The 21389-nt window shown below is 72.5% G+C and carries 23 protein-coding genes and 2 pseudogenes; 11 read left to right on the forward strand and 14 right to left on the reverse strand.

The genetic code is table 11. The annotated features are described in order from the left end of the window. Positions 1-104 (reverse strand): annotated as a pseudogene (locus ACWD4B_RS30575) (CoA ester lyase); the annotation flags it as partial. On the opposite strand from ACWD4B_RS30575, the gene ACWD4B_RS30580 reads away from it, so the two are divergent. Continuing rightward, positions 89-745: a hypothetical protein gene (locus tag ACWD4B_RS30580; RefSeq protein WP_451423820.1), complete on the forward strand. Its 657-nt coding sequence runs from the start codon at positions 89-91 to the stop codon at positions 743-745. The pseudogene ACWD4B_RS30575 and the gene ACWD4B_RS30580 sit on opposite strands and share 16 nt — an antisense overlap. A gap of 22 nt (positions 746-767) precedes the next feature. Here the strand turns inward: ACWD4B_RS30580 and ACWD4B_RS30585 are convergent, their stop codons facing one another. The 3 genes from ACWD4B_RS30585 to ACWD4B_RS30595 form a co-directional block, all read right to left on the reverse strand. Continuing rightward, a complete protein-coding gene (locus ACWD4B_RS30585; protein WP_451423799.1) occupies positions 768-1307 on the reverse strand; it encodes a class I SAM-dependent methyltransferase in 540 nt (179 codons plus the stop codon). 10 nt (positions 1308-1317) lie between these two features. Beyond that, entirely contained in the window at positions 1318-2541 is a 1224-nt protein-coding gene (locus ACWD4B_RS30590) for a serine hydrolase domain-containing protein (RefSeq protein ID WP_451423800.1), read from the reverse strand. A gap of 163 nt (positions 2542-2704) precedes the next feature. Continuing rightward, positions 2705-3832, reverse strand: a complete 1128-nt coding sequence (locus ACWD4B_RS30595) for a WD40/YVTN/BNR-like repeat-containing protein (RefSeq protein WP_451423801.1) — start codon at positions 3830-3832, stop codon at positions 2705-2707. Between the two features lie 242 nt (positions 3833-4074). On the opposite strand from ACWD4B_RS30595, the gene ACWD4B_RS30600 reads away from it, so the two are divergent. Then, a complete protein-coding gene (locus ACWD4B_RS30600; protein ID WP_451423802.1) occupies positions 4075-4491 on the forward strand; it encodes a hypothetical protein in 417 nt (138 codons plus the stop codon). A gap of 103 nt (positions 4492-4594) precedes the next feature. Further along, a complete protein-coding gene (locus ACWD4B_RS30605) occupies positions 4595-6235 on the forward strand; it encodes an APC family permease (RefSeq protein ID WP_451423803.1) in 1641 nt (546 codons plus the stop codon). Positions 6236-6366: 131 nt separating this feature from the next. Here the strand turns inward: ACWD4B_RS30605 and ACWD4B_RS30610 are convergent, their stop codons facing one another. Then, positions 6367-7611 (reverse strand): cytochrome P450 family protein, encoded by a 1245-nt coding sequence (locus ACWD4B_RS30610; protein WP_451423804.1) that lies wholly within the window; start codon positions 7609-7611, stop codon positions 6367-6369. A gap of 308 nt (positions 7612-7919) precedes the next feature. Between ACWD4B_RS30610 and ACWD4B_RS30615 the strand changes: the two genes are divergently transcribed. Together ACWD4B_RS30615 and ACWD4B_RS30620 are read left to right on the forward strand one after the other, a co-directional pair. Beyond that, on the forward strand, positions 7920-8579 hold the full coding sequence (locus ACWD4B_RS30615) for a DUF4360 domain-containing protein (RefSeq protein ID WP_451423805.1): 660 nt from the start codon (positions 7920-7922) through the stop codon (positions 8577-8579). A 47-nt stretch (positions 8580-8626) separates the two neighbouring features. Next, positions 8627-9919: a PP2C family protein-serine/threonine phosphatase gene (locus tag ACWD4B_RS30620; protein WP_451423806.1), complete on the forward strand. Its 1293-nt coding sequence runs from the start codon at positions 8627-8629 to the stop codon at positions 9917-9919. Positions 9920-10104: 185 nt separating this feature from the next. Here ACWD4B_RS30620 and ACWD4B_RS30625 read toward each other — a convergent pair whose 3' ends face one another. The 4 genes from ACWD4B_RS30625 to ACWD4B_RS30640 all read right to left on the reverse strand — a co-directional run bounded on the left by ACWD4B_RS30625 (position 10105) and on the right by ACWD4B_RS30640 (position 13643). Beyond that, a complete protein-coding gene (locus ACWD4B_RS30625) occupies positions 10105-11568 on the reverse strand; it encodes an FAD-dependent monooxygenase (protein ID WP_451423807.1) in 1464 nt (487 codons plus the stop codon). Between the two features lie 32 nt (positions 11569-11600). Further along, positions 11601-12311 (reverse strand): VC0807 family protein, encoded by a 711-nt coding sequence (locus ACWD4B_RS30630; protein WP_451423808.1) that lies wholly within the window; start codon positions 12309-12311, stop codon positions 11601-11603. A gap of 53 nt (positions 12312-12364) precedes the next feature. After that, positions 12365-13006 carry a TetR/AcrR family transcriptional regulator gene (locus tag ACWD4B_RS30635; RefSeq protein ID WP_451423809.1) on the reverse strand — a complete coding sequence of 214 codons (642 nt, stop codon included), beginning with the start codon at positions 13004-13006 and terminating at the stop codon, positions 12365-12367. Between the two features lie 139 nt (positions 13007-13145). Further along, complete coding sequence (locus ACWD4B_RS30640; protein ID WP_451423810.1) at positions 13146-13643, reverse strand: hypothetical protein; 498 nt, start codon at positions 13641-13643, stop codon at positions 13146-13148. Positions 13644-13789: 146 nt separating this feature from the next. Between ACWD4B_RS30640 and ACWD4B_RS30645 the strand changes: the two genes are divergently transcribed. Further along, entirely contained in the window at positions 13790-14329 is a 540-nt protein-coding gene (locus tag ACWD4B_RS30645; protein ID WP_451423811.1) for an NADPH-dependent FMN reductase, read from the forward strand. 160 nt (positions 14330-14489) lie between these two features. Here the strand turns inward: ACWD4B_RS30645 and ACWD4B_RS30650 are convergent, their stop codons facing one another. The 5 genes from ACWD4B_RS30650 to ACWD4B_RS30670 form a co-directional block, all read right to left on the reverse strand. Continuing rightward, positions 14490-15356: a hypothetical protein gene (locus ACWD4B_RS30650; RefSeq protein ID WP_451423812.1), complete on the reverse strand. Its 867-nt coding sequence runs from the start codon at positions 15354-15356 to the stop codon at positions 14490-14492. A gap of 108 nt (positions 15357-15464) precedes the next feature. Further along, positions 15465-16013, reverse strand: coding sequence for an EF-hand domain-containing protein (locus ACWD4B_RS30655; RefSeq protein WP_451423813.1), 549 nt, complete (start codon positions 16011-16013; stop codon positions 15465-15467). Positions 16014-16114: 101 nt separating this feature from the next. Then, complete coding sequence (locus ACWD4B_RS30660; RefSeq protein WP_451423814.1) at positions 16115-16774, reverse strand: hypothetical protein; 660 nt, start codon at positions 16772-16774, stop codon at positions 16115-16117. Between the two features lie 135 nt (positions 16775-16909). Then, positions 16910-17497, reverse strand: coding sequence for an NADPH-dependent FMN reductase (locus ACWD4B_RS30665; RefSeq protein WP_451423815.1), 588 nt, complete (start codon positions 17495-17497; stop codon positions 16910-16912). Positions 17498-17531: 34 nt separating this feature from the next. Continuing rightward, on the reverse strand, positions 17532-18254 hold the full coding sequence (locus ACWD4B_RS30670) for a PhzF family phenazine biosynthesis protein (RefSeq protein WP_451423816.1): 723 nt from the start codon (positions 18252-18254) through the stop codon (positions 17532-17534). Positions 18255-18324: 70 nt separating this feature from the next. On the opposite strand from ACWD4B_RS30670, the gene ACWD4B_RS30675 reads away from it, so the two are divergent. The 5 genes and pseudogenes from ACWD4B_RS30675 to ACWD4B_RS30695 all read left to right on the forward strand — a co-directional run. Then, positions 18325-18918, forward strand: a complete 594-nt coding sequence (locus tag ACWD4B_RS30675; RefSeq protein WP_451423817.1) for a TetR/AcrR family transcriptional regulator — start codon at positions 18325-18327, stop codon at positions 18916-18918. Between the two features lie 39 nt (positions 18919-18957). Further along, positions 18958-19551, forward strand: coding sequence for a DUF4865 family protein (locus tag ACWD4B_RS30680; protein WP_451423818.1), 594 nt, complete (start codon positions 18958-18960; stop codon positions 19549-19551). Between the two features lie 186 nt (positions 19552-19737). Continuing rightward, entirely contained in the window at positions 19738-20346 is a 609-nt protein-coding gene (locus ACWD4B_RS30685; RefSeq protein WP_451423819.1) for a hypothetical protein, read from the forward strand. Between the two features lie 142 nt (positions 20347-20488). Further along, complete coding sequence (locus ACWD4B_RS30690; RefSeq protein ID WP_336415860.1) at positions 20489-20971, forward strand: NADH-quinone oxidoreductase subunit B family protein; 483 nt, start codon at positions 20489-20491, stop codon at positions 20969-20971. After that, positions 20968-21389, forward strand: a pseudogene (locus ACWD4B_RS30695) (hypothetical protein); the annotation flags it as partial. The gene ACWD4B_RS30690 and the pseudogene ACWD4B_RS30695, both read left to right, overlap by 4 nt.

Below are 21389 nucleotides of genomic sequence, written 5' to 3' on the forward strand. Positions count from 1 at the left end.
CGTGGTCGGCGAACAGCCGCCACGAGCGACTTCATGTTGATCGAGGCCATGAAATCCGCCGGGCCGAAGACGATCGTCTCCAGGCGCGGTGAGGCGGCGGCGATGGCTGTCCGTCGCCGTTGCGGCGTGCGCGGCCCTGACCATGGCCATGGCCGTACCGGCATCGGCATCGACATCGGCGGCGCAGCACGGCGCCGGGACACCGGCGTCGGCAGCCCGGATCACCGGTGCCGGCCGGGAGATCCACACCAGGGTCGACACCGGCATCTACTTCGGCCCCGGCCTGAGCACCCCGCAGATCGGCACGGCGTGGGCCGGCGACAACGTGGCCGGCATCTGCCAGGTCCTGGACAACAACGGCAAGCGTCTGGTGCTGGGCATCGAGCGGCCGGGGCGCAACGGCGTCCAGTGGGCCAACACCGCCGGTTACCTCTGGGACCTCGACATCGTCGAGTACACCGGCGATCTGCCGAGCTGCAACGGCTACGGCAAGGGCGTCCACCCCCGGGTCGACACCGCCATGTACTCCGGTCCCGGTCTGAGCACCCCGCAGGTCGGCACCGCGTGGGCCGGCGACGACGTCGCCGGGGTCTGCAAGATCAACGACAACAACGGCAAGCGGCTGGTGCTCGGTATCGAACGGCCCGGGCGCAACGGGGTCCAGTGGGCCAACAGCGCCGGCTACATCTGGGATCCCGACATCACCGAGTACACCGGCGACCTGCAGGACTGCGGCGTGTCGTGACCGCAGCGGCCGCAGCGGCCGGTCACGGCTTCCGGCAGGCCAGCCGCAGGTTCTGCATCCCGCGCTCCGCCCGCACCACCTCGAACCGCTCGCGGCACAGGGCGAGGACGGACGCGGCGCGCCGGGCGTGGAGCACGGGCCGCCACAGGAACAGCACCACCTGGCCGCCCGGGCGCAGCACGCGTTCGGCCTCGGTCAACGCGGCCCGCGCGTCGGGCATTTCCTCCAGGCTGTAGCTGTAGAGGAGGGCGTCGAGGGAGGCTGTGGCGAAGGGCAGGGCACAGCCGTCCCCGGCGATGTACGCGGTGCGGGCGCCCGGTGCGGCGGGCGGCTCGTGCGGGGTGTCCGCCGCGGCCGGGTCCAGGGCCACGAGCAGGCTCTGCGGGCCCAGGTGGCGGGCCAGTTCCGCGGTGTAGAAGCCGCCGCCGCTGCCGATCTCGGCGCACACCGTTCCCGGGCGTGCAGGGATCCAGCGCACGTCGCGGCGGGGGCGGTCCCCCAGGGCGGCGCGGATGGTGCGGTGGCTGATGAAGTGGTAGCAGCGGGCCGGTGTGCGGGGCATGGGGGCGGCCTCAGCGGAATCCGGGCGCCGGTGCGCCGGAGACGGCCCGCGCCTGCGGGGCCGGGGCCTTGCCGCAGAACTCCGCTTCGAGCAGGGCGAGCAGGTCGAAGGCGAAGCCGTAGGCGTTGATGCTGAACGCCGCGGTGTGGCCGGCGTCGCGCGTGCTGTTCACCAGGGAGAGGAATCCGGGGATGCCGCCGCCGTGGCCCCACACCGTCGTGCCGCAGGAGAGCCGCTGCTCGTCGATGCCCAGCCCGTACCGCCCGATCTCCCGGACCCCGGTGTCCACGGTCGTGAGCATCTCCCCGAGCTGGCGCCCGGGCAGCAGCCGGCCGTGCAGCAGTGCGCGGTAGAAGGACTGGAGGTCGCCCACCGACGAGATCATCCCGCCCGCCGCCCCGGCGACGCTGGGGTTCATCGCCGTGACGTCGTGCAGGGCGGTGCCGGGAGGCTCGCCGGGGAGTCTCAGGTATCCGCGCTCGACGGGGCGGGGGATGCGGGGCGAGGTGCCGGGGACGGTGGTGGCGTGCAGGCGGAGCGGTCGGATGACGCGTCTTCGGATCTCGGTCGCGTACGAGTGGCCCGTCGCCTTCTCGATGATCATCCCGGCCAGGATGTAGTTGGTGTTGGAGTAGCTCCATCCGGCGCCCGGCGCGAAGACCGGCCGGTGCGCCATGGCGGTCCGGACGAGGTCCCGGGGCCGGTAGGTGTCGAAGCGGTGGCGGAGGAAGTCCCTGCCGAACGCCTTGGCGGCGAGGGCGGGATCGGTGGTGTAGTCGTAGATTCCGCTGGTGTGGTTGAGGAGTTGGCGGACGGTGATGCGGCTGCCGTCGTGGCCGTTGCCGTGGACCACGCCCGGCAGCCAGTGCTCCACCGTGTCCCCGAGGGCGAGCCGGTGCTCGGCCTCCAGCTGCAGCACGACGGTGGCGACGAAGGTCTTGGTGTTGCTGCCGATGCGGAAGCGGTCGCCGGGCCGCGGGGCCCGGGCCCGCCCGGTGTCCGCGAGCCCGGACGAGGCGTTCCACACGTGCCCGCCCTCCCTGGCCTGGCCCAGTACACCGGGCACCCCGCCGCGCACGATCCCGCCCATGACGGCCCGGGTGACCGCATGGCCCGTCCGCGGGCCGGTCGTGCGGGCGGCGGAGACGGGCGGGGCCACGGTGAGCCCTGTGCCGGTCAGTCCTGCCGCCAGGACGACCGGGAGGACGGTGCGCAGCGGACGACGCATCGGCATGGAGGGCCTGCCTTTCCGGGACGGCGGGAGTGCCGCACCGGTGCGGCCATGGGCGGCCGCGAGCCGGTCGGCACTTCATCGCTACCGCGCAGGGCGCGCCGCAATCGGCCGGGCCGCGGAACTCAGCCGAACGAGTGCGCGACACGCGCGCCGCGTACGGCCCCTACGGCCGCTCGTCCACGCGCACTTCCTCGACCCCCAGGTACATCACATTCGGCCGGGCCGGGTGGAAGGCGATGGCGGAAATGCCGTCGTAGCGGTTGTGGGTCTTGGTGACCGTGCCCGTGGCGGCGTCGAAGCGGAACAGATCCGTCCCCTCGCCCTGGAACCAGGTGCCGAACTCGAAGTACAGGACGTCCGGGTCGGCGGGGCTCGGGGCGAGCAGGGTGCTGTTGGTCAGCTTCGTCGCCCCCGAGTCGTCGACGGCCTTGGCGAAGGTGCGGCCGCCGTCGGTCGACCGGTACAGGTGGCGGCCCTCGGTGGCCGCGCCCGGGGCGGCCTCGACGAGGTCGATGCCCAGCGCGTAGACCACGGAGGGGTCGGCGGGCGAGACCGCAGCGCGGAAGAGGTTCGCGGAGCCGCCCGCGGTGCCCGACAGGCCGGTGACGGGGCTCCAGGTGGCGCCGCCGTCGGTGGTCACCGCGCCGCCGCGCACCATGGCGCCCACGACCGCGTGGTCGGGGTCCGCGGGGTCGAAGGCGACGGAGTAGATGCCCGTCCCCCGGGGGAAGGCCAGGGTTCCGGTGCGCCGCCAGCTCGCGCCCGCGTCCGTCGAGTCGTACAGCCACCCGTCCTTGCCGGCGAGGCGCACGTGGTCCGGGTGGGCGCGGTCGGTGCCCAGGCCGGTGATGGCGGTCGTGGGCGGCTTCAGCGCGGTGACGGTGCGGCCGTCCACGCGGGCGAGGTGGCGCCCGTTCGGCTCCCAGGCGAAGGCGCGGTCCCCGCGGGCCGCGGTGAGCCGGCTGGAGCTGCTGGCGAGCGTGGCGACCGGGGTCCAGGTGCAGCCGGCGTCGGCCGACATCTGCAGGGTGCTGTTGTGCGTGGCGAGCAGCGTGTCGGCGGTCTCCAGGGCCACCAGGCCGTGCGTGTAGCCGGTCTGCCGGAGGGTGCCGGTGGTGGGAGCGAGGGTCCTGCCGTCGTCGGTGGTGAAGGTGACGGCCCCGTCGCCGGTGACCCGGTTGCAGGCCGGCAGGGTCCAGCCGTCGCCGCCCGCCGCTGCGGCGGGGAAGGACGGCTGGGCGATGGCGAAGACCGCTACGGCCGTGATGACGGCCGTACGGATCCGCTTCATGGTCTCTCCCTTGTGGGGAACGGGCAGCAGCGCTGCTTGACGATCACGTTGTAGCCGCAAGGACCTTCGCCCCAGAACCGGTTCGGGCGCCAATCCTGCTGTCTCGTAATGATCTTGACGGAAGTCTTCCGCCGGGGGTGGCCGGGCGGGAAGGGCCCGGTTGGCCCTGGTGCTGGTGCCGGTCGGCCCGGCGTCTCGTACGGTCGACAGTGACACTGCCGCCACGACAGGAGCACCGGGTCATGAGCGTCCACGACCGTGCGGATCACGGGGGTCACGTCGAGAGTGCCGACCACGTCAGTGTGCATCTGACCGCCTGCGGCCACGAGGACGCGGGCGCGGTCTTCCGCTCCCTGGAAGCGGCCTTTCCCGAGCTGGAGGCGGAGTCGCGCAGCGAGGTCACGGCCGCGTCCGCCGACACGGCCGGCCGTATGGTCTGGTGCATGGTCGTCGACGCCCGCACCCGCAGCGTGCCGTCGAAGGGCGTCCCGGTCGCGCTGTCGGCCCCCGTGAGCGTCGACCTCTTCGGCGCGGCGGATCCCGTCCGCCAGGTCCGGCAGGAGCTCGCGGCGGCGTTCGACGTGGAGGACCAGGGAACGGTTCCGGGCGAGCACGAGCTGGAGGTGCGGCTCAAACTCCGCCCGTCGTCCGCCGGTTAGGGCATCCCGTCGTCAAACTCCGGTTGCTCCAGCCCTGACACTGGCGTCCTCTCCGCGGGAGAAGGATCATGGCCCGGAACCAGGGGACGAGGAGGGCCGTGTCATGTCACAGGCGGATCCGGACGGGACGGAACCCGAAGGGCGCGTCGCGGGGGACGGCGTCGCGCCGACCGTGCTCGCGCAGGAGCGGCGGCTGCACCGGGACCTCGGCTTCTGGGGTCTGACGGCCATCGGCTTCTCCAACATCGTCGGTTCCGGCTGGCTGTTCGCCGCGATGTACGCGGCACAGACGGCCGGTCCGGCGGCGCTGCTGTCGTGGATCGGTGCGGGACTGCTGTGCGCGCTGGTGGCCCTGGTGATGATCGAGCTGGGGGCCAGCCGGCCGGAGGGCGGCGGCACGGTGCGCTGGCCGCTGTACGCCAGCGGCCGGCTGGTCGGCACGCTGGTGGGCTGGTCGGTGCTGCTGTCGGTGGGCGGGACCGCGGCCGAGATCAGCGCGATCATGCAGTACATGGCGCACTACTGGCCGGGCATCTACAACGGTCACACGCTCACGCTCTCCGGACTGGGCGTCGCCGTCGTGCTCAGCGTGCTGCTGACGGCCCTGAACTGGTTCGCCGTACGGCTGTTCGCGCGGCTCAACAACCTCGTCTCGGTCTTCAAGGTCGTCGTACCGATCGTCACCGTCGTCGCCCTGTTCGCCTCCGGCTGGCACTCCGGGCGGCTGACCGACCACGGCGGCTTCGCGCCCTACGGCTACGCGGCCTGCCTGACCGCTCTGGCCGGGGGCGGCATCGTCTACTCGGTCAACGGCTTCCAGGCACCGCTGGACTTCTCCGGCGAGACGCCCAACCCCCGCAAGACCATTCCCGCTTCGGTGCTCACCGGCATCGCACTGGCCCTGCTGATGTACCTGGCGCTGCAGGTGGCCTTCCTGTTCACCGTGCCGGAGCACCTGCTCGGGCACGGCTGGCGCGGGGTCAACTTCGACTCACCGTTCGGTCAGCTGGCACTCATCCTCAACCTGCACTGGTTGTCCAGCCTGCTGTATGCGGACGCCGTGCTCTCGCCCGGCGGTTCCGCCTACGTCGGGGTGGCCATCGACGCGCGGCACACCTACGCGCTCGCCAAGAACGGCACGCTCCCCCGGTTCTTCATGCAGGTGGACAGGCGCAGCGGCATTCCGCAACGCGCGCTGCTGCTCAACCTCGTGGTGATCGTGCTGTTCCTGCTGCCGTTCGGCGGCTGGCAGAGCATCGTGCGCGTCATGGGCGACATGTATCTGCTGATCTACGCGGCCTCGGCCGTCGCCGTCGCGGTGTTCCGGGCCGAGCCGGACGGCGCCGGCACGGCCGGCTGGGTGCCCGGGCTGCGCTGGATCGCGCCCCTCAGCTTCGTGGTGTCGAGCGAGTTCGTGTACTGGTCCGGATGGCACGACCTGCGGCTGGCCCTGCCGCTCGTGCTGGCCGGGCTGGTGCTCTTCGTCACCATGTGGCGCCCCGACCACGGCAGTTCACTGGCCGGTGAACTGCGCACGGGGACCTGGATGGTGGTGTACCTGGGGGTGCTGACCCTGCTGTCGTGGCTCGGCACGTTCAAGGGCTCTGGGCGGCTGCCGGCGCCCTACGACTCGGTGACCGTGGCGGCCGTCTCGCTCGGCGTCTTCTTCTGGGCGGTCCGGTCGGGCGTCCGGCAACTGACGACCGAGCGCCTGAGGGCGCCGGCCGCATCTTCGCGCCCGTAAGGGGCGCGGGGAACTGCGCGACAAACCCCCACCGGCCCGCAGTCGACGCACCACCTCGGAGGTCCGGGGCGAAGCCCCGGGAACATCGGCTGCGGGCGCGTCGTGGCTGGTCGCGCAGTTCCCCGCGCCCCTTACGGGGCGCCGTGGCAGCGCACCGGCAGTGTGCGCGGGCCGCGGACCAGCAGGCCCGGCCGGTACGGAAGCGTCTCCGGGTCGGCGGCGAGGCGCAGGTGCGGCAGTGCCGCGAAGAGGCGCGGGAGCGCGACCGCGGCCTCCAGGCGGGCCAGGCGGGAGCCGAGGCAGAAGTGCGGGCCGTGGCCGAACGCCAGGTGCGGCGCGGGCCGTCCGCCCTCGGAGCGGTGGCGGGCGGGCCGGAAGGCGTCCGGCTCGGGGAAGTAGTCGGGGTCGCGTCCGGCTGCGGCGAGGACGACGAGGACCGAGGCCCCGGCCGGTACGACCGTGCCGCTGCCGAGGTCCACCGCCTCCGTCGTGCGCCGCCACGTCGTCCCCTCCAGGGGGCTCGCGTGACGCAGCACCTCCTCGGTCACCGCGGCCCACTGCTCGGGGCCGCCCTGCTGCGCGCCGGCCAGTTCCTGCGGGTGGGTGAGCAGCAGGAGCCCGGCGGAGGCGAGGAGGTTCATGGTGGTCTCGTAGCCCGCGAAGAGCAACAGGAAGGCCATGGCGAGGAGTTCGCCGTCGTCCAGCCCGCCCTCGTCGGCGTCGTGGACGAGGGTGCTGAACAGGTCGTCGCCCGGGGTGTGCCGCTTCGTCGCGATCAGCTCGGTGAAGTAGGCGTGCAGGCACGTCCAGGCGTCGTCGGCCGCGCCGTCCTCCAGTGCGTCGGCGGGCGACCCGACCCGATAGGTCCAGGTGCGCAGGTCCGCGCGGTCGGCCTCCGGCACACCGAGCACCTCGCCGATGACCAGGACCGGCAGCGGGAAGGCGAAGTGGTCCACCAGATCGGCCGTGCCCTCCCGGGCCAGCCGCCCGGACAGTTCCGTGAGCAGCCCGTCGGTCAGCCGATCGATGCGCGGGCGCAGGGCGTCGACGCGGCGCGGGGTGAAGGCCGCGGTGGTCAGCCGGCGCAGCCGGGTGTGGTCGGGGGCGTCGGAGTTGAGCATGTGGCGGGCCAGACACCCGCGGGCGCGCCGGGCCGGGGAGTCGGGCCTGGGGCGGCCGGCGCCCTGCGGCGGGACGTTCGAGAAGCGCGGGTCGGCCAGGACCTCCCGGGCCTGCCGGTAGCCGGTGACGAGCCAGGCGTGGGTGCCGTTGGCCAGGGGCACGCGGGTCGCGGGGCCGCGGGCGCGCAGCTGCGCGTAGTACGGGTACGGGTCGCGCGCGAAGCCGGGGTCCGCGGGGTTCAGGGGAGCGAGCACCTCGTCATCCTTGCCGATGCACCGCGGCCCGTCGGCGGCGGGCCCCGTCAGGAGGGGCCGGGTCCGACTGTACGGTTCCTACAATTTTCCCCGGCCGGTGCCGGAGCGGCCGATTCCTGTTTGCCCTGCGGACGGACCGTATTGACTTCTGCACGGGCGTGTGGAATTGATGAAGCATTCGTATCCGGTATCCGGATTCCCACGGATACGGATTATTGCGCTCTCAATTTTCCGTTCGCATCCGCTCGGCATCGTTTCCGCAGCCAGGCCGTGCCCGGCAGCACGGTCGCGACCACCATGGGAGCCCCATGTCCAGATTCCTGGCCACCGGCAGCGCACTCGCCGCCTTATGCGCCCCGGTATTGGCCACCAATGCATCGCCCGCGGCGGCGGCCGGTATCCATGTGCCGCCCGACAAGATTGTGATCGAGATCGCGACCGTCAACGGCTCGGGCTGTCCGGCCGGCTCGGCCGCCATCGCCGTCTCCCCGGACAACACCGCCTTCACCATTACGTACAGCAAATACCTCGCCCAGGTCGGCATCGGCGCCTCGCCGACCGACTTCCGCAAGAACTGTCAGCTCAATCTGATCGTCCACGTCCCGCAGGGCTTCACCTACGCGATCGCCAGCGCCGACTACCGCGGCTTCGCGCACCTCGAGACCGGCGCGACGGCCGAACAGAAGGCCTCGTACTACTTCCAGGGGCAGGCGGACACCTCCGTCGCCTCCCACCCGTTCAAGGGCCCGCTCGTCGACAACTGGCAGGCCACGGACACCACCGACATCGCCCAGCGGGTGTGGTCGCCCTGCGGCGAGCAGCGCAACTTCAACGTCAACACGGAACTGACCGTGGCGGCCGGGACCTCGGACCCGGAGAAGACCACCAGCTTCGTGACCATGGACTCCACCGACGGCGCCATCAACACCATCTACCGGCTGGCCTGGAAGGACTGCCCCTCCGGCTGACCGGCCGCCTCCGGCCGCCGGGCTGCCGGATCGCTAGTGTGTGACGCGTGGCAACGAGCGCAGCGGACGACGCGGACCCGGGCCGGCTCGGCGAGCGGCTCGCCGCGTTCGCCAGGACCCAGGAACGGATGCGGGCGCTGCTGGGGGCCATGCTCTCCGTCAGCGGGGAGCTGGAACTCGCCGTGGTGCTGCGCCGCATCGTCGCCACCGCCATGGAACTCGTCGGCGCCCGCTACGGCGCGCTCGGCGTCCTCGACGAAGAGGGCGCCGGGCTGGCCGACTTCATCCCCGTCGGCCTGGACGACGCGGAACGGGCCCGGCTGGAGGGGGTCGCGCTGCCGCACGGCGAGGGGCTGCTGCGTCTGCTGATCAGCAACCCGCGGCCACTGCGCGTGGACTCCATCGCCGCCGACCCCCGGTCCGCGGGGTTCCCGGAGGGTCACCCGCCGATGCACAGCCTGCTGGGCGTGGCCATCTCGGTGCGCGGGCGCGTCTACGGAAACGTCTATCTGACGGACCGCCGGGACGGCAGGCCCTTCGACGCGGACGACGAGTCCGTGGTGGTCGCCCTCGCCGGGGCGGCGGGCGTCGCCATCGAGAACGCCCGGCTCTACGAGCAGGTCCGCAACGGCGCCGAGCAGTTCCAGCGGCTGCTGCTGCCCAGACTGCCCGACCTCGCGCCGTTCACCTCCTGGGCCCTGTACCAGCCGGCGGCCGAACCGGCCCTGCTCGGCGGCGACTGGTACGAGGCGCTGGTACTGCCCGACGGCGCCCGGGTGATGATCGTGGGCGACGTCCTCGGCCACGACGTGCAAGCGGCCGCCACCATGGCACAGATCCGCAATATGCTGCGGGCCCTGGCCTACGAGCCCGGTGTCCTGCCCAGCACCCTGCTCGCCCGGCTCGACCGCACCTTGCAGGCGGTCGCCGACCCCACGATGGCGACCGTGTGCGTGACCCGCATCGAGCCCTGCGAGGGCGGCTGGTCGCTGCTGTGGAGCAGCGCGGGGCACCCTCCGCCGCTGGTGGTCACCGCGGACGGGCGGTCGCAGTACCTGGCGGGCGAGCCGGACGTGCCGCTGGGGGCCGATCCGGGGCTTCCCCGGCACGACCACCGGCACGTCCTGCCGCCGGGCGCGACCGTGCTGATGTTCACCGACGGGCTGTACGAGCATCCCGAGCGCGACACGGACGACGCCCTGCGCACGGTGGCGGAGGTCGCCGCGGCCCATGCGGGCCGGCCGCTGGACGTGCTGGGCAAGGCCGTTGCCGATGCGCGGCCGAGTGACGGCCACGACGACATGGCCGTCCTCGCCCTGCGGGCACCGGCCCGGCCCTGACCGGCACCCCGCCCTGTAAGGGGCGCGGGGAACGGCGCGACCAGCCACGACGCGCCCGCAGTCGAGATGCTCGGGGCCGTGCCCCGGACCCCCGGGGCAGTGCGTCGACTGCGGGTCGGTTGCGGCTGGTCGCGCGCACGCGGCGGAGCCGCATATGTCAACAGCCCCGCGCCCCTGACAGGGCGCTACGGCTGCGGGTCGCCGAACCAGCGGCCGAGCGCGGCACCGAGTCCCTCGCCGTCGGCAGGACCGGCCCAGCAGACGTGCCCGTCCGGGCGCAACAGCACGGCCGCCGCACCATCGCCGCCCGGGATGCCGGCGGCCCGGTCAGCCGTAGTCCGGTCGACCCGGTCCTGCCAGGGCCGCATCAGCGCCTCCAGGGCGGGCTGGGCACCGGAGGTCAGCAGCAGACCCCGGCCGCTGGCCAGCCGGACGTCCGCCACATGCCGCCCCAGCAGCGGGTGTTCGGGGGAACCCGGCATCGCGTAGCGGATGTCGAGGCCCGAAATCATCCCGGCGATGCGGCGGTTGCCCTCCGCCGTGTCCAACAGGCCGGTCACGATGGCCCGCAGGGCGCGGACGTCGGTGTCGGGAATCATCAGCACGCCCTGTGCCCGGGTGTTCTCCAGGACCCGCGCACCGACCGGGTGGCGCTCAGAGTGGTAGGTGTCCAGGAGGCCTTCCGGCGCCCGTCCCCGGATGCAGGCGGCGAGCTTCCAGCCGAGGTTGACGGCGTCCTGCATGCCGAGGTTGAGCCCCTGCCCGCCCGCCGGGAGGTGGATGTGGGCGGCGTCCCCGGCGAGCAGCACCCGGCCGACGGCGTACTGCTCGGCCTGGCGCGAGGCGTCGGTGAAACGGGACGCCCAGCGGACCGCCTTGAGCCGGAGGGCGTCGCCGTGCTCGCGGTGCAGTGCCACGCGGACCTCGTCCTCGGTGACCGGGGCGTCGCGGTCGAGGCCCTGCTGCTCCGGTCCGCCGAACAGCATCCGGTGCAGTCCGTCGCCGAGCGGGAGCAGGAACGCTCCCGTTGCGTCGCGGACCTCGAAGGACGGCAGCTGCCACTGCTCGGGCAGGATGCCGCCCGGGTCGTCGAGGACGACGTCCGCGACGACCATGGAGACGCGCCCGTCCCGGCCGGGGAAGCCGATGCCCAGTTCCCTGCGCACCCGGCTGCGGCTGCCGTCGGCCCCGACCAGGTACGCGGCCCGCAGCGAGCGCGGACCGTCCGGGCCGTCGACGGTCACGGTGACGCTGTCAACGTCCTGCCGGAGCCCGGTCAGTTCGCAGCCGCGCAGTACCGGGATGCCGTATGCGGCCAGCCGCTGCTCCAGGTACTCCTCGACCCGGGGCTGCGGGATGCCGATCTGGTACGGGAAGCGGGTGCCGAGGGCCTCGTAGTCCAGCGGGATCCCGGCGAAGTGCCCGCCTTCCAGCCTGCCGACGGCCCGTTGCCGCAGCGGCTCCAGCCAGCCGCGCATCTCCAGCACCTCGGCGGTGCGCGGCTGCAGGCTCAGCGCCTTGGACTGGCCGCTGCGCTCGGCAAGCCGCTCCACGACCAGGGTGCGGACTCCGGCCAGCCCCAGCTCGTTGGCCAGCATCAGCCCGGTGGGCCCGGCGCCGGCGACGATCACATCGATTTCCGTCATCATGTCCCCCATGTCCCCCATACCCCCTGGTCCCGCTACGCCTTCAGCCCGTGCCGGGTGATGTAGCGGGTGTGAAAGACCAGCAGACCGGCGAGCACCACCAGCCACTGGACGGTGCTGACCGCCACGATCAGGTCGACGGGCAGAGTGCAGGCCAGCACCACGCGCACCCCTGCGTCCAGGGTGAACACCGCACCCCACACGGCCGAGATCACGCGTATGTGCCGCCGGAACGCCTCGTCCTGCTCCCAGCGGGACTCCCACTCCCGCGCGCCGGCCTCCCCCGTCTTCGCGACGGCGATCGTCCGCCCCATGGCGAGCATGAAGGGGCGCCGCGTCGGAAGCGTGCCGAGCACCCACAGCCCCATCAGGCCGAAGATCCAGCTGTCGCGGATCAGCAGCACCCGGGCGTCGCCCGTCACCATGGCCATCAGCGTGCCCACGAACATCAGGACCAGACTGAAGAGCGCGGTCGCGTCGACCCTGCGCTGCCGGACCATGCCGTGGACGATCCACGGCACGCTCAGCAGCGCACCCACGGCCAGGGACTGCCACTGCCCCCACCCCGCGGCGCGCAGCCCGTAGTAGCTGCCGAGCGGCAGGGCGAGCTCGAGGACGAGCTGCCGCGCGAGGTGCCGGCGCAGGCCGGCGGCCTTCTCCTTCTCCGTCGGGCGGCGCACCGCGGCCGACTGCTCCCCGGCCGGCTGCGCCTGCAGCGTCTGCCCGTTCTCCCGTTCGCTGTGCATTGCTGTTTCCCCCGTCATGCGTAAGTCCGTCTGCACATCTGTCCGTGGTGCCGTCACGGCGCGGTGTTGCGCGTCGCTCGGTCGAATATCTCCGCCAGCTCCCGGCCGCAGGCCGTCACGTCGAGGCCGGGCTCGCGCGACGCGCGGCCGACCACCTCGTCGATGGCGCCGCGCATCGCGTGGACCATCACGTCGGCGTCGAACTCCCGGAAGGCTCCCACCCGCTGGCCCTCACGCATGCGCTCCGCCAGGACGCGGTTCATCTCCTCCGTCGCACCGACGAACTCGCCCAACCCCGCACTGTCCCCGCGAACATTGGTCAGCACCTCGATCAGGGCCGGCAGGTGCTTCGGGTACTCGACGAGCAGGGCCAGGTTCGACTCGATGTGCGTGCGCAGCCGGGCCGACCAGTCGGACTGGGCCTCGATCCTCGGCCGCATGTAAGCCTCGGCGACGCGCATGACCTCGATGACCACCTCACGCATGAGGTCGTCCTTGCCGGCGAAGTGGTACGAGATCATCCCCGTGCTGCTGAGCCCGGCGTGCCGGGCTATGCGTGCGAACGAGGCCTTGCTGTAGCCGACTTCGGCGATGACCTCGATGGCGGCGGCGACGATCTGCGCCCTCCGGGCGGACTCGGTGAACGTCCGGCCACTGGGGGCGTCTTGCTTGACCGAGCTGTTGTTTGCTTCCATGAGCAAGACAGTACCGGACACTTGCTCGACCGAGCAAGAGGTTGTTCGAGCAAGCAAGTTGACGGAGAGATTCCGGTTCGAGGCAGGCAAAAGGGCCCGCCGCAACCTGCGACGGGCCCCACGTGCGGAGCGTGGTGTGTCAGGAGATGCTCGGGCCGTTCGGGACGAAATTCACCGCGTCCTCGGTCAGGATCTCGATCCTGTTCCAGGCGAAGTAGTACTTGTCCATCGCCGCCGGGCTGGTGATCCAGCGCTTGACGCCGTTGCTGAACAGGTAGACCTCGGGCCGGTTCGACGCCTTGCCGAGGAACGCGCCGTTGGTGAGCGCGCTGCCCTCCGTGATGTTCCCGATGTCGAGGACCGACACGATGCCGTTCCAGTCACGGAACAGCCTGTTGTAGGTGGCCGGGTCGGGTATCCAGTGGCGCCTGCCGTCGAGAACCAGGTAGATGGCCGGGCCGTTGACGGCCTTGATACGCAGGCCGTTCAAGTCGGGTCTGTCTCTCTGCGGCTTCGCCGTCGAGTGGTGCGACACCGTGTCCGGGGTCGTGGCCACGGCCGCGGATGCCGTCGTCACCCCGGCGGAGGAGGCGAGCACCAGGGCCAGGGCTGCAGCACACCATGAACGTTTCGTCACTGTCCCTCCAAGGATTCCGAAGGAGCTCGGGGCTTTGGGCGCGACAACCGTCGTGGCAGCCCGCCGGGGTGTCAAGGGACGTCCGCAGCCGCCCCGCGGGCGGTCGGTGATTCTCCGCCAAGACCGCTCCCGTAGGCTCGCTTCCCATGAAGATCACCGCCATCTCCGGGAGCCTGCGGGACCGTTCGGCCAACGGCACCGTCCTGCGCACGGCCCTGGAACTCGCCGACGCCGAGGCCCGCATCGCCGACATCGGCTCCCTCCCCCACTTCAACCCCGACCTCGACGGCGAGGGCGCCGTCGCACCCGCACCGGTCGCCGCCCTGCGGGCCGCCGTGGCGGAGGCCGACGCGGTGCTGATCGTCAGCCCCGAGTACGCGCACGGCGTGCCCGGCGTGCTCAAGAACGCGCTCGACTGGCTCGTCAGCAGCGGCGAGTTCATCGACAAGCCGGTCGGCGTGGTCACCGCCTCCCCGTCGCCGACCGGAGGCGACTTCGCCAACGCCCAGCTGCGCGAGACGCTCAGGATGATGACCGGCACGGTCGTCGACGACGCCTGCCTGTGCATCGGGCTGATCGCGACCCGGATCGACCGGAGCACCGACCGCGTCGTCGACGAAATGACGCTCGCCTCGCTCTCCGCGGCGCTCAAGGCGCTCGAAGAGGCGGGGGTCAGCGCCCTCTGAGGGGTGCGGGGAACTCCGCGGCCGGCCACGTACGTCGACTGCGGGCCGTCAGTGGCTGATCGCGCCCACGCGGCGGAGCCGCACATGTCAACAGCCCCGCGCCCCTTACGGGGCGCGAAGATCCGCCGGACAGGTCGGCGGGGTGGCCCCCTCACCACGCTCAACCGGCAGGCAGCAAGGCCTTCATGGGCAGCACCGCCGCCTCGGCGGACGGCCGGGAGAGATACAGGTCCGCGTGGTAGTAGCCGTCGTCCTCCTTGCCTGCCGGGTCCAGCTGTTGCCGGCCGAGCGCCTCGAAGGCGGCGGCCCGTTCGTGTGCGTCGGCGAACCGGCGCTGCCGGAACGTGTGTCCGGCGAGCTTCTCGGTCACCAGCCCGGCCTCCGTGAACAGGTCGACGACCGGCTGGTAGGAGATCGTGCGCAGGACGAACGCCGCGATCCACGGCGGCGCCGGCAGGCAGTCGAAGAGCCGGGTGAAGGTACGGGTGAAGATGTAGCCCAGGCCGCCGGTCACCGTGATCAGATGCGTGCCGGCGACGGCCCGGCGCAGCGCCTCGGACGGCCGCTGGTCCTCGAGGTTCTCGGCGAAGGCATGTTCGAGGAGGCCGACGGAGCGGGCGTAGCCGACGGCCTGGGGCGCGGCGTCCAGGCCGACCATGTGCACGGGGTCCGGGCGGCGGCGCTCGGCGAAGTAGGCTCGGTCCGCGGCGGCGAGGCCGGTGGCCGGGACGGCCGACAGCCCGCCGTCCGTGTAGCGCTCGTAGAGCTCGTCCAGGGTGACCTCGTGGTTGAGCAGGGCGGCGTTGATCCCGTAGGAGCAGCACAGGTCCAGGACGGTCAGCGGCGCACCGCCCGTGCGCAGCGGGCCCAGGGCGGCGAGCAGGGTGCGGAAGACGGCCTGGGCGTGGTGCGGGACCTGGTACTGCAGCGGCGCCAGGGTGCTGAAATAGGCGCGCGGGTCCGGGCAGTTGTAGATGGCGTGGAAATCGGCCTTTCCCCAGTCCGAGCATTCGGTCTGTGCGGTCATCCCGCCGGCCCTCCTGATTCCCCATGGGAAACACGGAGTTCGAGGATCCCGCCTCGGCGGGCCGTTTCTCAAGGGCGCCCTTTGGCCGGTGGACGGGCCCTGCGGCGGCTATCGGGCTTTCATGCCGAGGATGCGTACGCCGGGGACGTCGGATCCGGTACTGGTGTAGAACTCCAGTACAGCGGACTGCCATTCGGAATTGGCCAGCCTGCCGTCCCCGTCGCGGTCGAGAAGGGAAAAGGCCTTGCGGGCGTCGTCGGCGCCGATTCCGGCGGCCTGCTGTGCGTTCACGAACTCGCTTTCGTCGACATAGCCGTTGCCGTCCCGGTCGGCGAGGGCGACATGTGTCGCCACCGAGGGGCGCATGATGTCGGCGACGATTCCGGAGTCGTAGGCACTGGCGAGTGCGGCGACGAACCGGTCCTCGTCGATGCGGCCGTCGACAGGGACGCCCGCGATGTCGGCGATGCTGCGCCAGCCGTCCCGCACCCCTTCCACGAGGGCCTTCGCCCGTGTCGAGTCCGCGGGTTCGCCCAGGCCGTCGACGAGCTGCCGCGCCCGCCGGACGAAGTCGCCCTCGTCCACCCATCCGTCGCCGTCGGCGTCGTGGGCCCGGAAACGGTGGGCGTACCGCTCGCGGAGCACCTCGCTGGTCATGGTCCGTCGCCTTTCCCTGGGGATCTGTCCGCCATGGGCGACTATACGGATTTCGTCCCGTCCGGCACGTCGGGCACCGCGGCCGGAAGCGGGTCGGTCGGTCAGTCGGTCAGGTCCGTGACGAACTTGCGGACGCGGCCCCGCACGACGGGGGTCACGCCGTGGATGAGGTGCGCGCCGTAGGCGACGGCCACACCGGCCGGGGCGTGGGCGGTCCAGCGGCTGGTGGGGGCCGCCTCCAGCCAGCCGGCCTCCTCCGCGTGCTCGCGGACGGCGGCGGCCTGGTGCGAGAGGCAGCGGGTGAGAGGAGTCCCCGGCACGTAGCCCTCGGGCTCGCCCACCAGGGCACCGGTCCACGGCAGGGGGCTGGAGGTCGTCTCGATGTAGAACAGGCCGCCCTGTTCGGCGTCGCCGATCGTCACGCCGATCCGGCCGATGCGGCGCGGCGGTGCCGCGGGGGCGGGGATGCCGTCGAGGTGGGTGGGCACCTTCTGCCCCTCCCCCAGCTCCGTGAACCCCCAGGCGGCAGCCGCCCTGACGGACGGCATGGCCCGGCGGACGGCCGGCAGGGCCCGCGCGGTGGCGACCTGCAGGATGTCCTCGGCGTCCACGGGCGCCGGGAGGACCTCCGCCTGGCGGGCGGGCGGCCAGGCGGCGCTCCGCAGCTCGATGTCCATGATCTTGTTCAGCTGGGCGAGCTCGTCCGCGGTCAGGAAGTCCTCGACCGTCTGGACCGTCAGGGTTTCGCTGATGTGGATCACGATGCCTCCTGGGCCGGGCAGGCGCGGGACTCCACCACCGTGCGCCCGGGGGCAGCCCCGCACAAGGAGCACAACCGGCCGCGCCGGGGCTGCGCGCGGCGGGCGCAGCCCCGGTGGACGGCCGCGGCGGACGGCTCAGGCGGAGGGCTCCGCCGTACCGTCACGGACGGCCGCGGCGAGCACCTTGGCGAGGTCGGTGAGGGAGGTCCGCAGCTCCGGGCTCACGGGCAGGCCGTCGGGGCCGAACGCCGAGTAGGCCTGGGCGATGCACAGTTCGGGGCCGACGACCTCGGCGCCGCACGCGGTCAGGACCTTGCGCAGCTCCGCCTGGGCCCACTTGGCGCCGAAGCCGCTGGGGCTGGCGCCGATGACGGCGACGGTCCTGCCGGCGAGGACGCCCTTGCCGTGCGGGCGGGAGGCCCAGTCGAGCGCGTTCTTGAGCTGGCCGGGGAGGGAGGAGTTGTACTCGGGGGTGGCGAAGAGCAGGGCGTCGGCCCCGGTGACGGCCTCGCGCAGCGCGAGCACGGCCGCGGGCGGCGCGTCCTCCTCGTCCTGGTTGTACGGCGGAACGGCGGCCAGGCCGTTCCACACCTCCAGCTGCACCTCGGCACCGGCGAGCGCGGCGACCGCACGGAGCGCCGCGGTGTTGAAGGAATCGGAACGAAGGCTGCCGGATATGCCGAGCACCCGGACGGGGCCGGTGGAGAGATCAGTCGCATTCATGAGTTCGATCTTGCCGGATCCGCCGGATGATCTGTCAAGTCTCCACAGAACCAAGGGATGTCACAAGGGGCGTCGCACGGGATGTCACACGGCCACCCAGGTCCACGACACCGCCGGGCCGGCAGCGCGTCAGGATCCGGGACGCGACGCCCTGGCGGATCTCCAGCGAGCGGCCGAGTTCCGCCGTGAGTGTCAGGGCCGCGGCCCCGGTGGCCTCGTCCTCGGCGATGCCGTCGCCGCGGCGCGGGAAGCCGCGGGCGCGGACCCGCCCCTGCTCCTCGTCCTCCCAGGCCCAGGCGTACAGCCAGCCCTCGCCGGGCGGCGGGGCGGGCAGCGCGTCGACCTCGGCGACCGAGGCGAACTGCTGCGTGCGCCGCCCGGACGCCCATGCGGCCCGCGCCCGGATCCAGACGGCCTCCTCCTCCCGCCCCTCCTCCCGCCACACCGGGACCTCCCCGGCCGGTGGCCGAAGCACCGTCACCTCGTACCCCCGCTGCCACAGCAGCCACGCGGTCCCCACCAACGGATGTCCGGCGAAGGGCAGTCGGGTGCCGGGCGTGTAGATGTCGACCGCGCCGCGCGCCACGTCGTCCACGAACACCGTCTCGCTGTAGCCGAGTTGCGCGGCGAGCCGCTGCCGCCGCTCCGGGCCGGGAACGGACGGGCCGTCGAGCACGACGCCGAGCGGATTCCCGCCCTCCGCACGCTCCGGCGGACCGGCGAAAACACGCACCACTGCTATGTCCGGATCAACCATGGCGCGATTCAACCATCAGGGCACCGGACCCGCACCCTCCTTTGTACCTATCAGTATGTACACTGCGATCATGAGCACGGCGGAACGACTCATCGAGACCACCCGCGAACTCCTCTGGGAGCGCGGCTACGTGGGCACCAGCCCCAAGGCCATCCAGCAGCGGGCCGGAGCGGGACAGGGCAGTATGTACCACCACTTCTCCGGCAAGCCGGACCTCGCGCTCGCCGCGATCCGGCGCTCGGCGGAGGAGATGCAGGCCAAGGCGGAACAGCAGTTCCACGGACCGGGCACGGCCCTGGAGCGGCTCACCGCCTACCTGCGCCGCGAGCGCGAGGTCCTCAAGGGCTGCCCGATCGGCCGGCTCACGCAGGATCCCGACGTCATGGCCGACCCCGAGCTGCGCCGGCCCGTCGACGAGACCTTCGCATGGTTGCGCGGCCGGCTCACCGGGCTCCTGACGGAGGCCCGCGACCAGGGCGAGCTGAATGCGGCCCTCGATCCGGCGGGCACGGCGTCGACGGTGGTCGCCGTCCTCCAGGGCGGCTACGTACTGGCCCGCGCGGCCGGTTCGGACGAGCCCTTCCATCAGGCCGTCGACGGCATTCTCGGGCTGCTCACCGGACACGCCACGATCCCGGCCCCGGCCCCTTCCCACGACCGCTGACGAGAATCGACGAGCGACGACGAGAGACACGGCCACCGCATGTACGCACAGCAGTACGAGATCACCCTGCCCGCCGACTACGACATGGGCACCATCCGCACCCGGGTCGCGAAGGCCGCCCACATTCTGGACGACCGGGCCGGACTGGGCCTCAAGGCCTACGCCATCCGCGAGCGGGGCGTCGACGGCTCCCAGGTCAACCAGTACGCACCGATGTACCTGTGGCACGACACCGGGCGGATGAGCGAATTCCTGGTCGGCCGCGGCGGTTTCCAGAACATCATCGGGTCCTTCGGCCGGCCACCCGTGCACCACTGGGCCGGCATCGCCTGCGAGGCGGGACCGGCCCGGGCCGCCGCGCCGAAGGCGGCCTCACGGCGTCTGACCCCGATGCCGGACGACGCCGACCCGGCCGCCGTCGTCGACACGGCGCTCGGCGAACTGGCCGGTCTGGCCCGCACCGACGGGGTGCACACCGCCGCCCTCGCCTTCGACCCCCGGCACTGGCAGCTGCTGCTGTTCGTGCTGTGGGAGCAGGCCGTGGCCCCGGACCACCACGCGACCGAGCGGTACGAGGTCCTGCACCTGTCGACGCCGCACCTGGACGAGATCCCGCGGGGACGGCACTGGTAGCCGCTCGGCATTTGTCTACAAATCTCTCTGGTGACCGACGGCCGAGCGACCCGGCTCCGCCGCCCAACTCCCCGTCCGGCCAGGGCAACTGCCGCCCCGGCCCCGGATGGCGGGCTCCCGATTGCGGGGTTACGGAGCCCGGCGGAGGGTGATCGAAAAGATCCCTCCGCTCGAAGGAGTACGTCGATGGGTGCCTCCTGCAGAACCCGCTTCTTCCTGGCCAGCACCGTGTGCGGCGCGCTCGCCCTGGGCACGGCGCACTACACGGCCACCGCCGTCAGCGCGCCCCCGGTACGGAAACCCGTGGCGGAGCAACGTCACTCCGTCCCCGTCCCGTCGCCCGCGGCCCTGCGTTCGGCCGCGGGCGACAGCATGAAGGCCATCGACTCCAACATCATCACCAAGGAGTCCAACGACGCCGCGGCCGCGTGCAACAACCGCGTCCAGCGCGCCGAACCGGAGCGCAGGCGGTGCGCCGCGCTCCAGGAGCACCTGGGAGCGCTGGGCAGGGCCCGCGCCGGGCTGTCCCAGCTGTCCACGGCCGAGCACCCGGACGTCGATGCGGTCGCCAGGGCGACCACGGACGCGGTCGCGGCCACGGCCCGCCTCGCCCAGGACCGCGAGGCGATGCGCAGCGGCGGGCGGGAGCACCCGGGCGACGGCGCTGCGGGTGGCCTGCTCGGGACGTTGACGAGCCTGGTGCAACCGCTGGTCAACTCCCTGAGCCGACTGGTGGGCGGGGTCCCCAGCATCATCAACGGTCTGCTGGCTGCCCTGCTGGGAGGAGGCCGCTGACAACTCCCCCGCGCAGCAGGCACTCCGTCCCGGCTCCGTCACCCCCGCATCCGCGGTAGGCCAAATTCCGGAAAAGCCCCGCACCCGCAGCAGGGGTCGTGCCGTTACAGGCGGTACGAACGCCAGGTATCGAGGAGTACTGGTGAGCCTGCTGCGAAAGATCCGTGACACCGGCCGCGTGGCCCGGCCCGCCCCTCCGGCACCGCAGGGCGACGCGCCGCCCGTGGCCCGGGAGTTGCGCGGGTCGGCGCAGGTGCGGTGCGTGGACGCGGGTTCGTGCAACGGATGCGAGATCGAGATCGGCAACGCCTTCGGCCCGGTGTACGACGCCGAGCGCTACGGCGCCCGGCTGGTGGCCTCCCCCCGGCACGCCGACGTGGCCCTGGTGACGGGACCGGTGACCCGCAACATGGACGGGCCGCTGCGTCGCACCCTCGCCGCCATGTCCGAGCCCCGCGTCGTGGTCGCGGTGGGCGACTGCGCCCTGGACTGCGGCGAGTTCGCCGGGGGGTACGGGGTCGTGGGAGCCGTCGGCGACGTGGTGCCGGTCGACCTGAAGGTGCGGGGCTGCCCACCGTCCCCGGACGAGATCGTGGCTGCCCTGCGCACCGTGACCGGCCGGTGAACCCGGTCGGCTCCGCCCTGGGCGCGGCCGCGGGACTGGCCGGCTGCGGGGCGCTGGCCGGGCTGCTGCCCCGGCACCGCGTGCGGACGGTCCTCACCGGGGTGTGCACGGCGGGCACCGGGGCGGCGGGCACCGCCGCCGGGATCGCGGCCTGCGGCGGGGTCCGCTGGTCCCTCGCCCTGCCGGGCGTCCTGCCGCTGTCCGGGCTGCACTTGGCGGTGGACGGGCTGTCGGGCCCGTTCCTGACGACCGCCGGAATCGTGATCGCGGCCGCCGCCCTCTACGGCATCGGATACGTACGGCCCAGCGCCTGTCCGGCGGATCTTCGCCCGTGGGTGCAGTGCGCCCCGTCAGGGGCGCGGGGAACTGCGCGACCGGCCACCGACGGCCTGCAGCCGACGCACCACCCAGGGGGTCC

Source organism: Streptomyces sp. NPDC002536 (assembly GCF_053594995.1).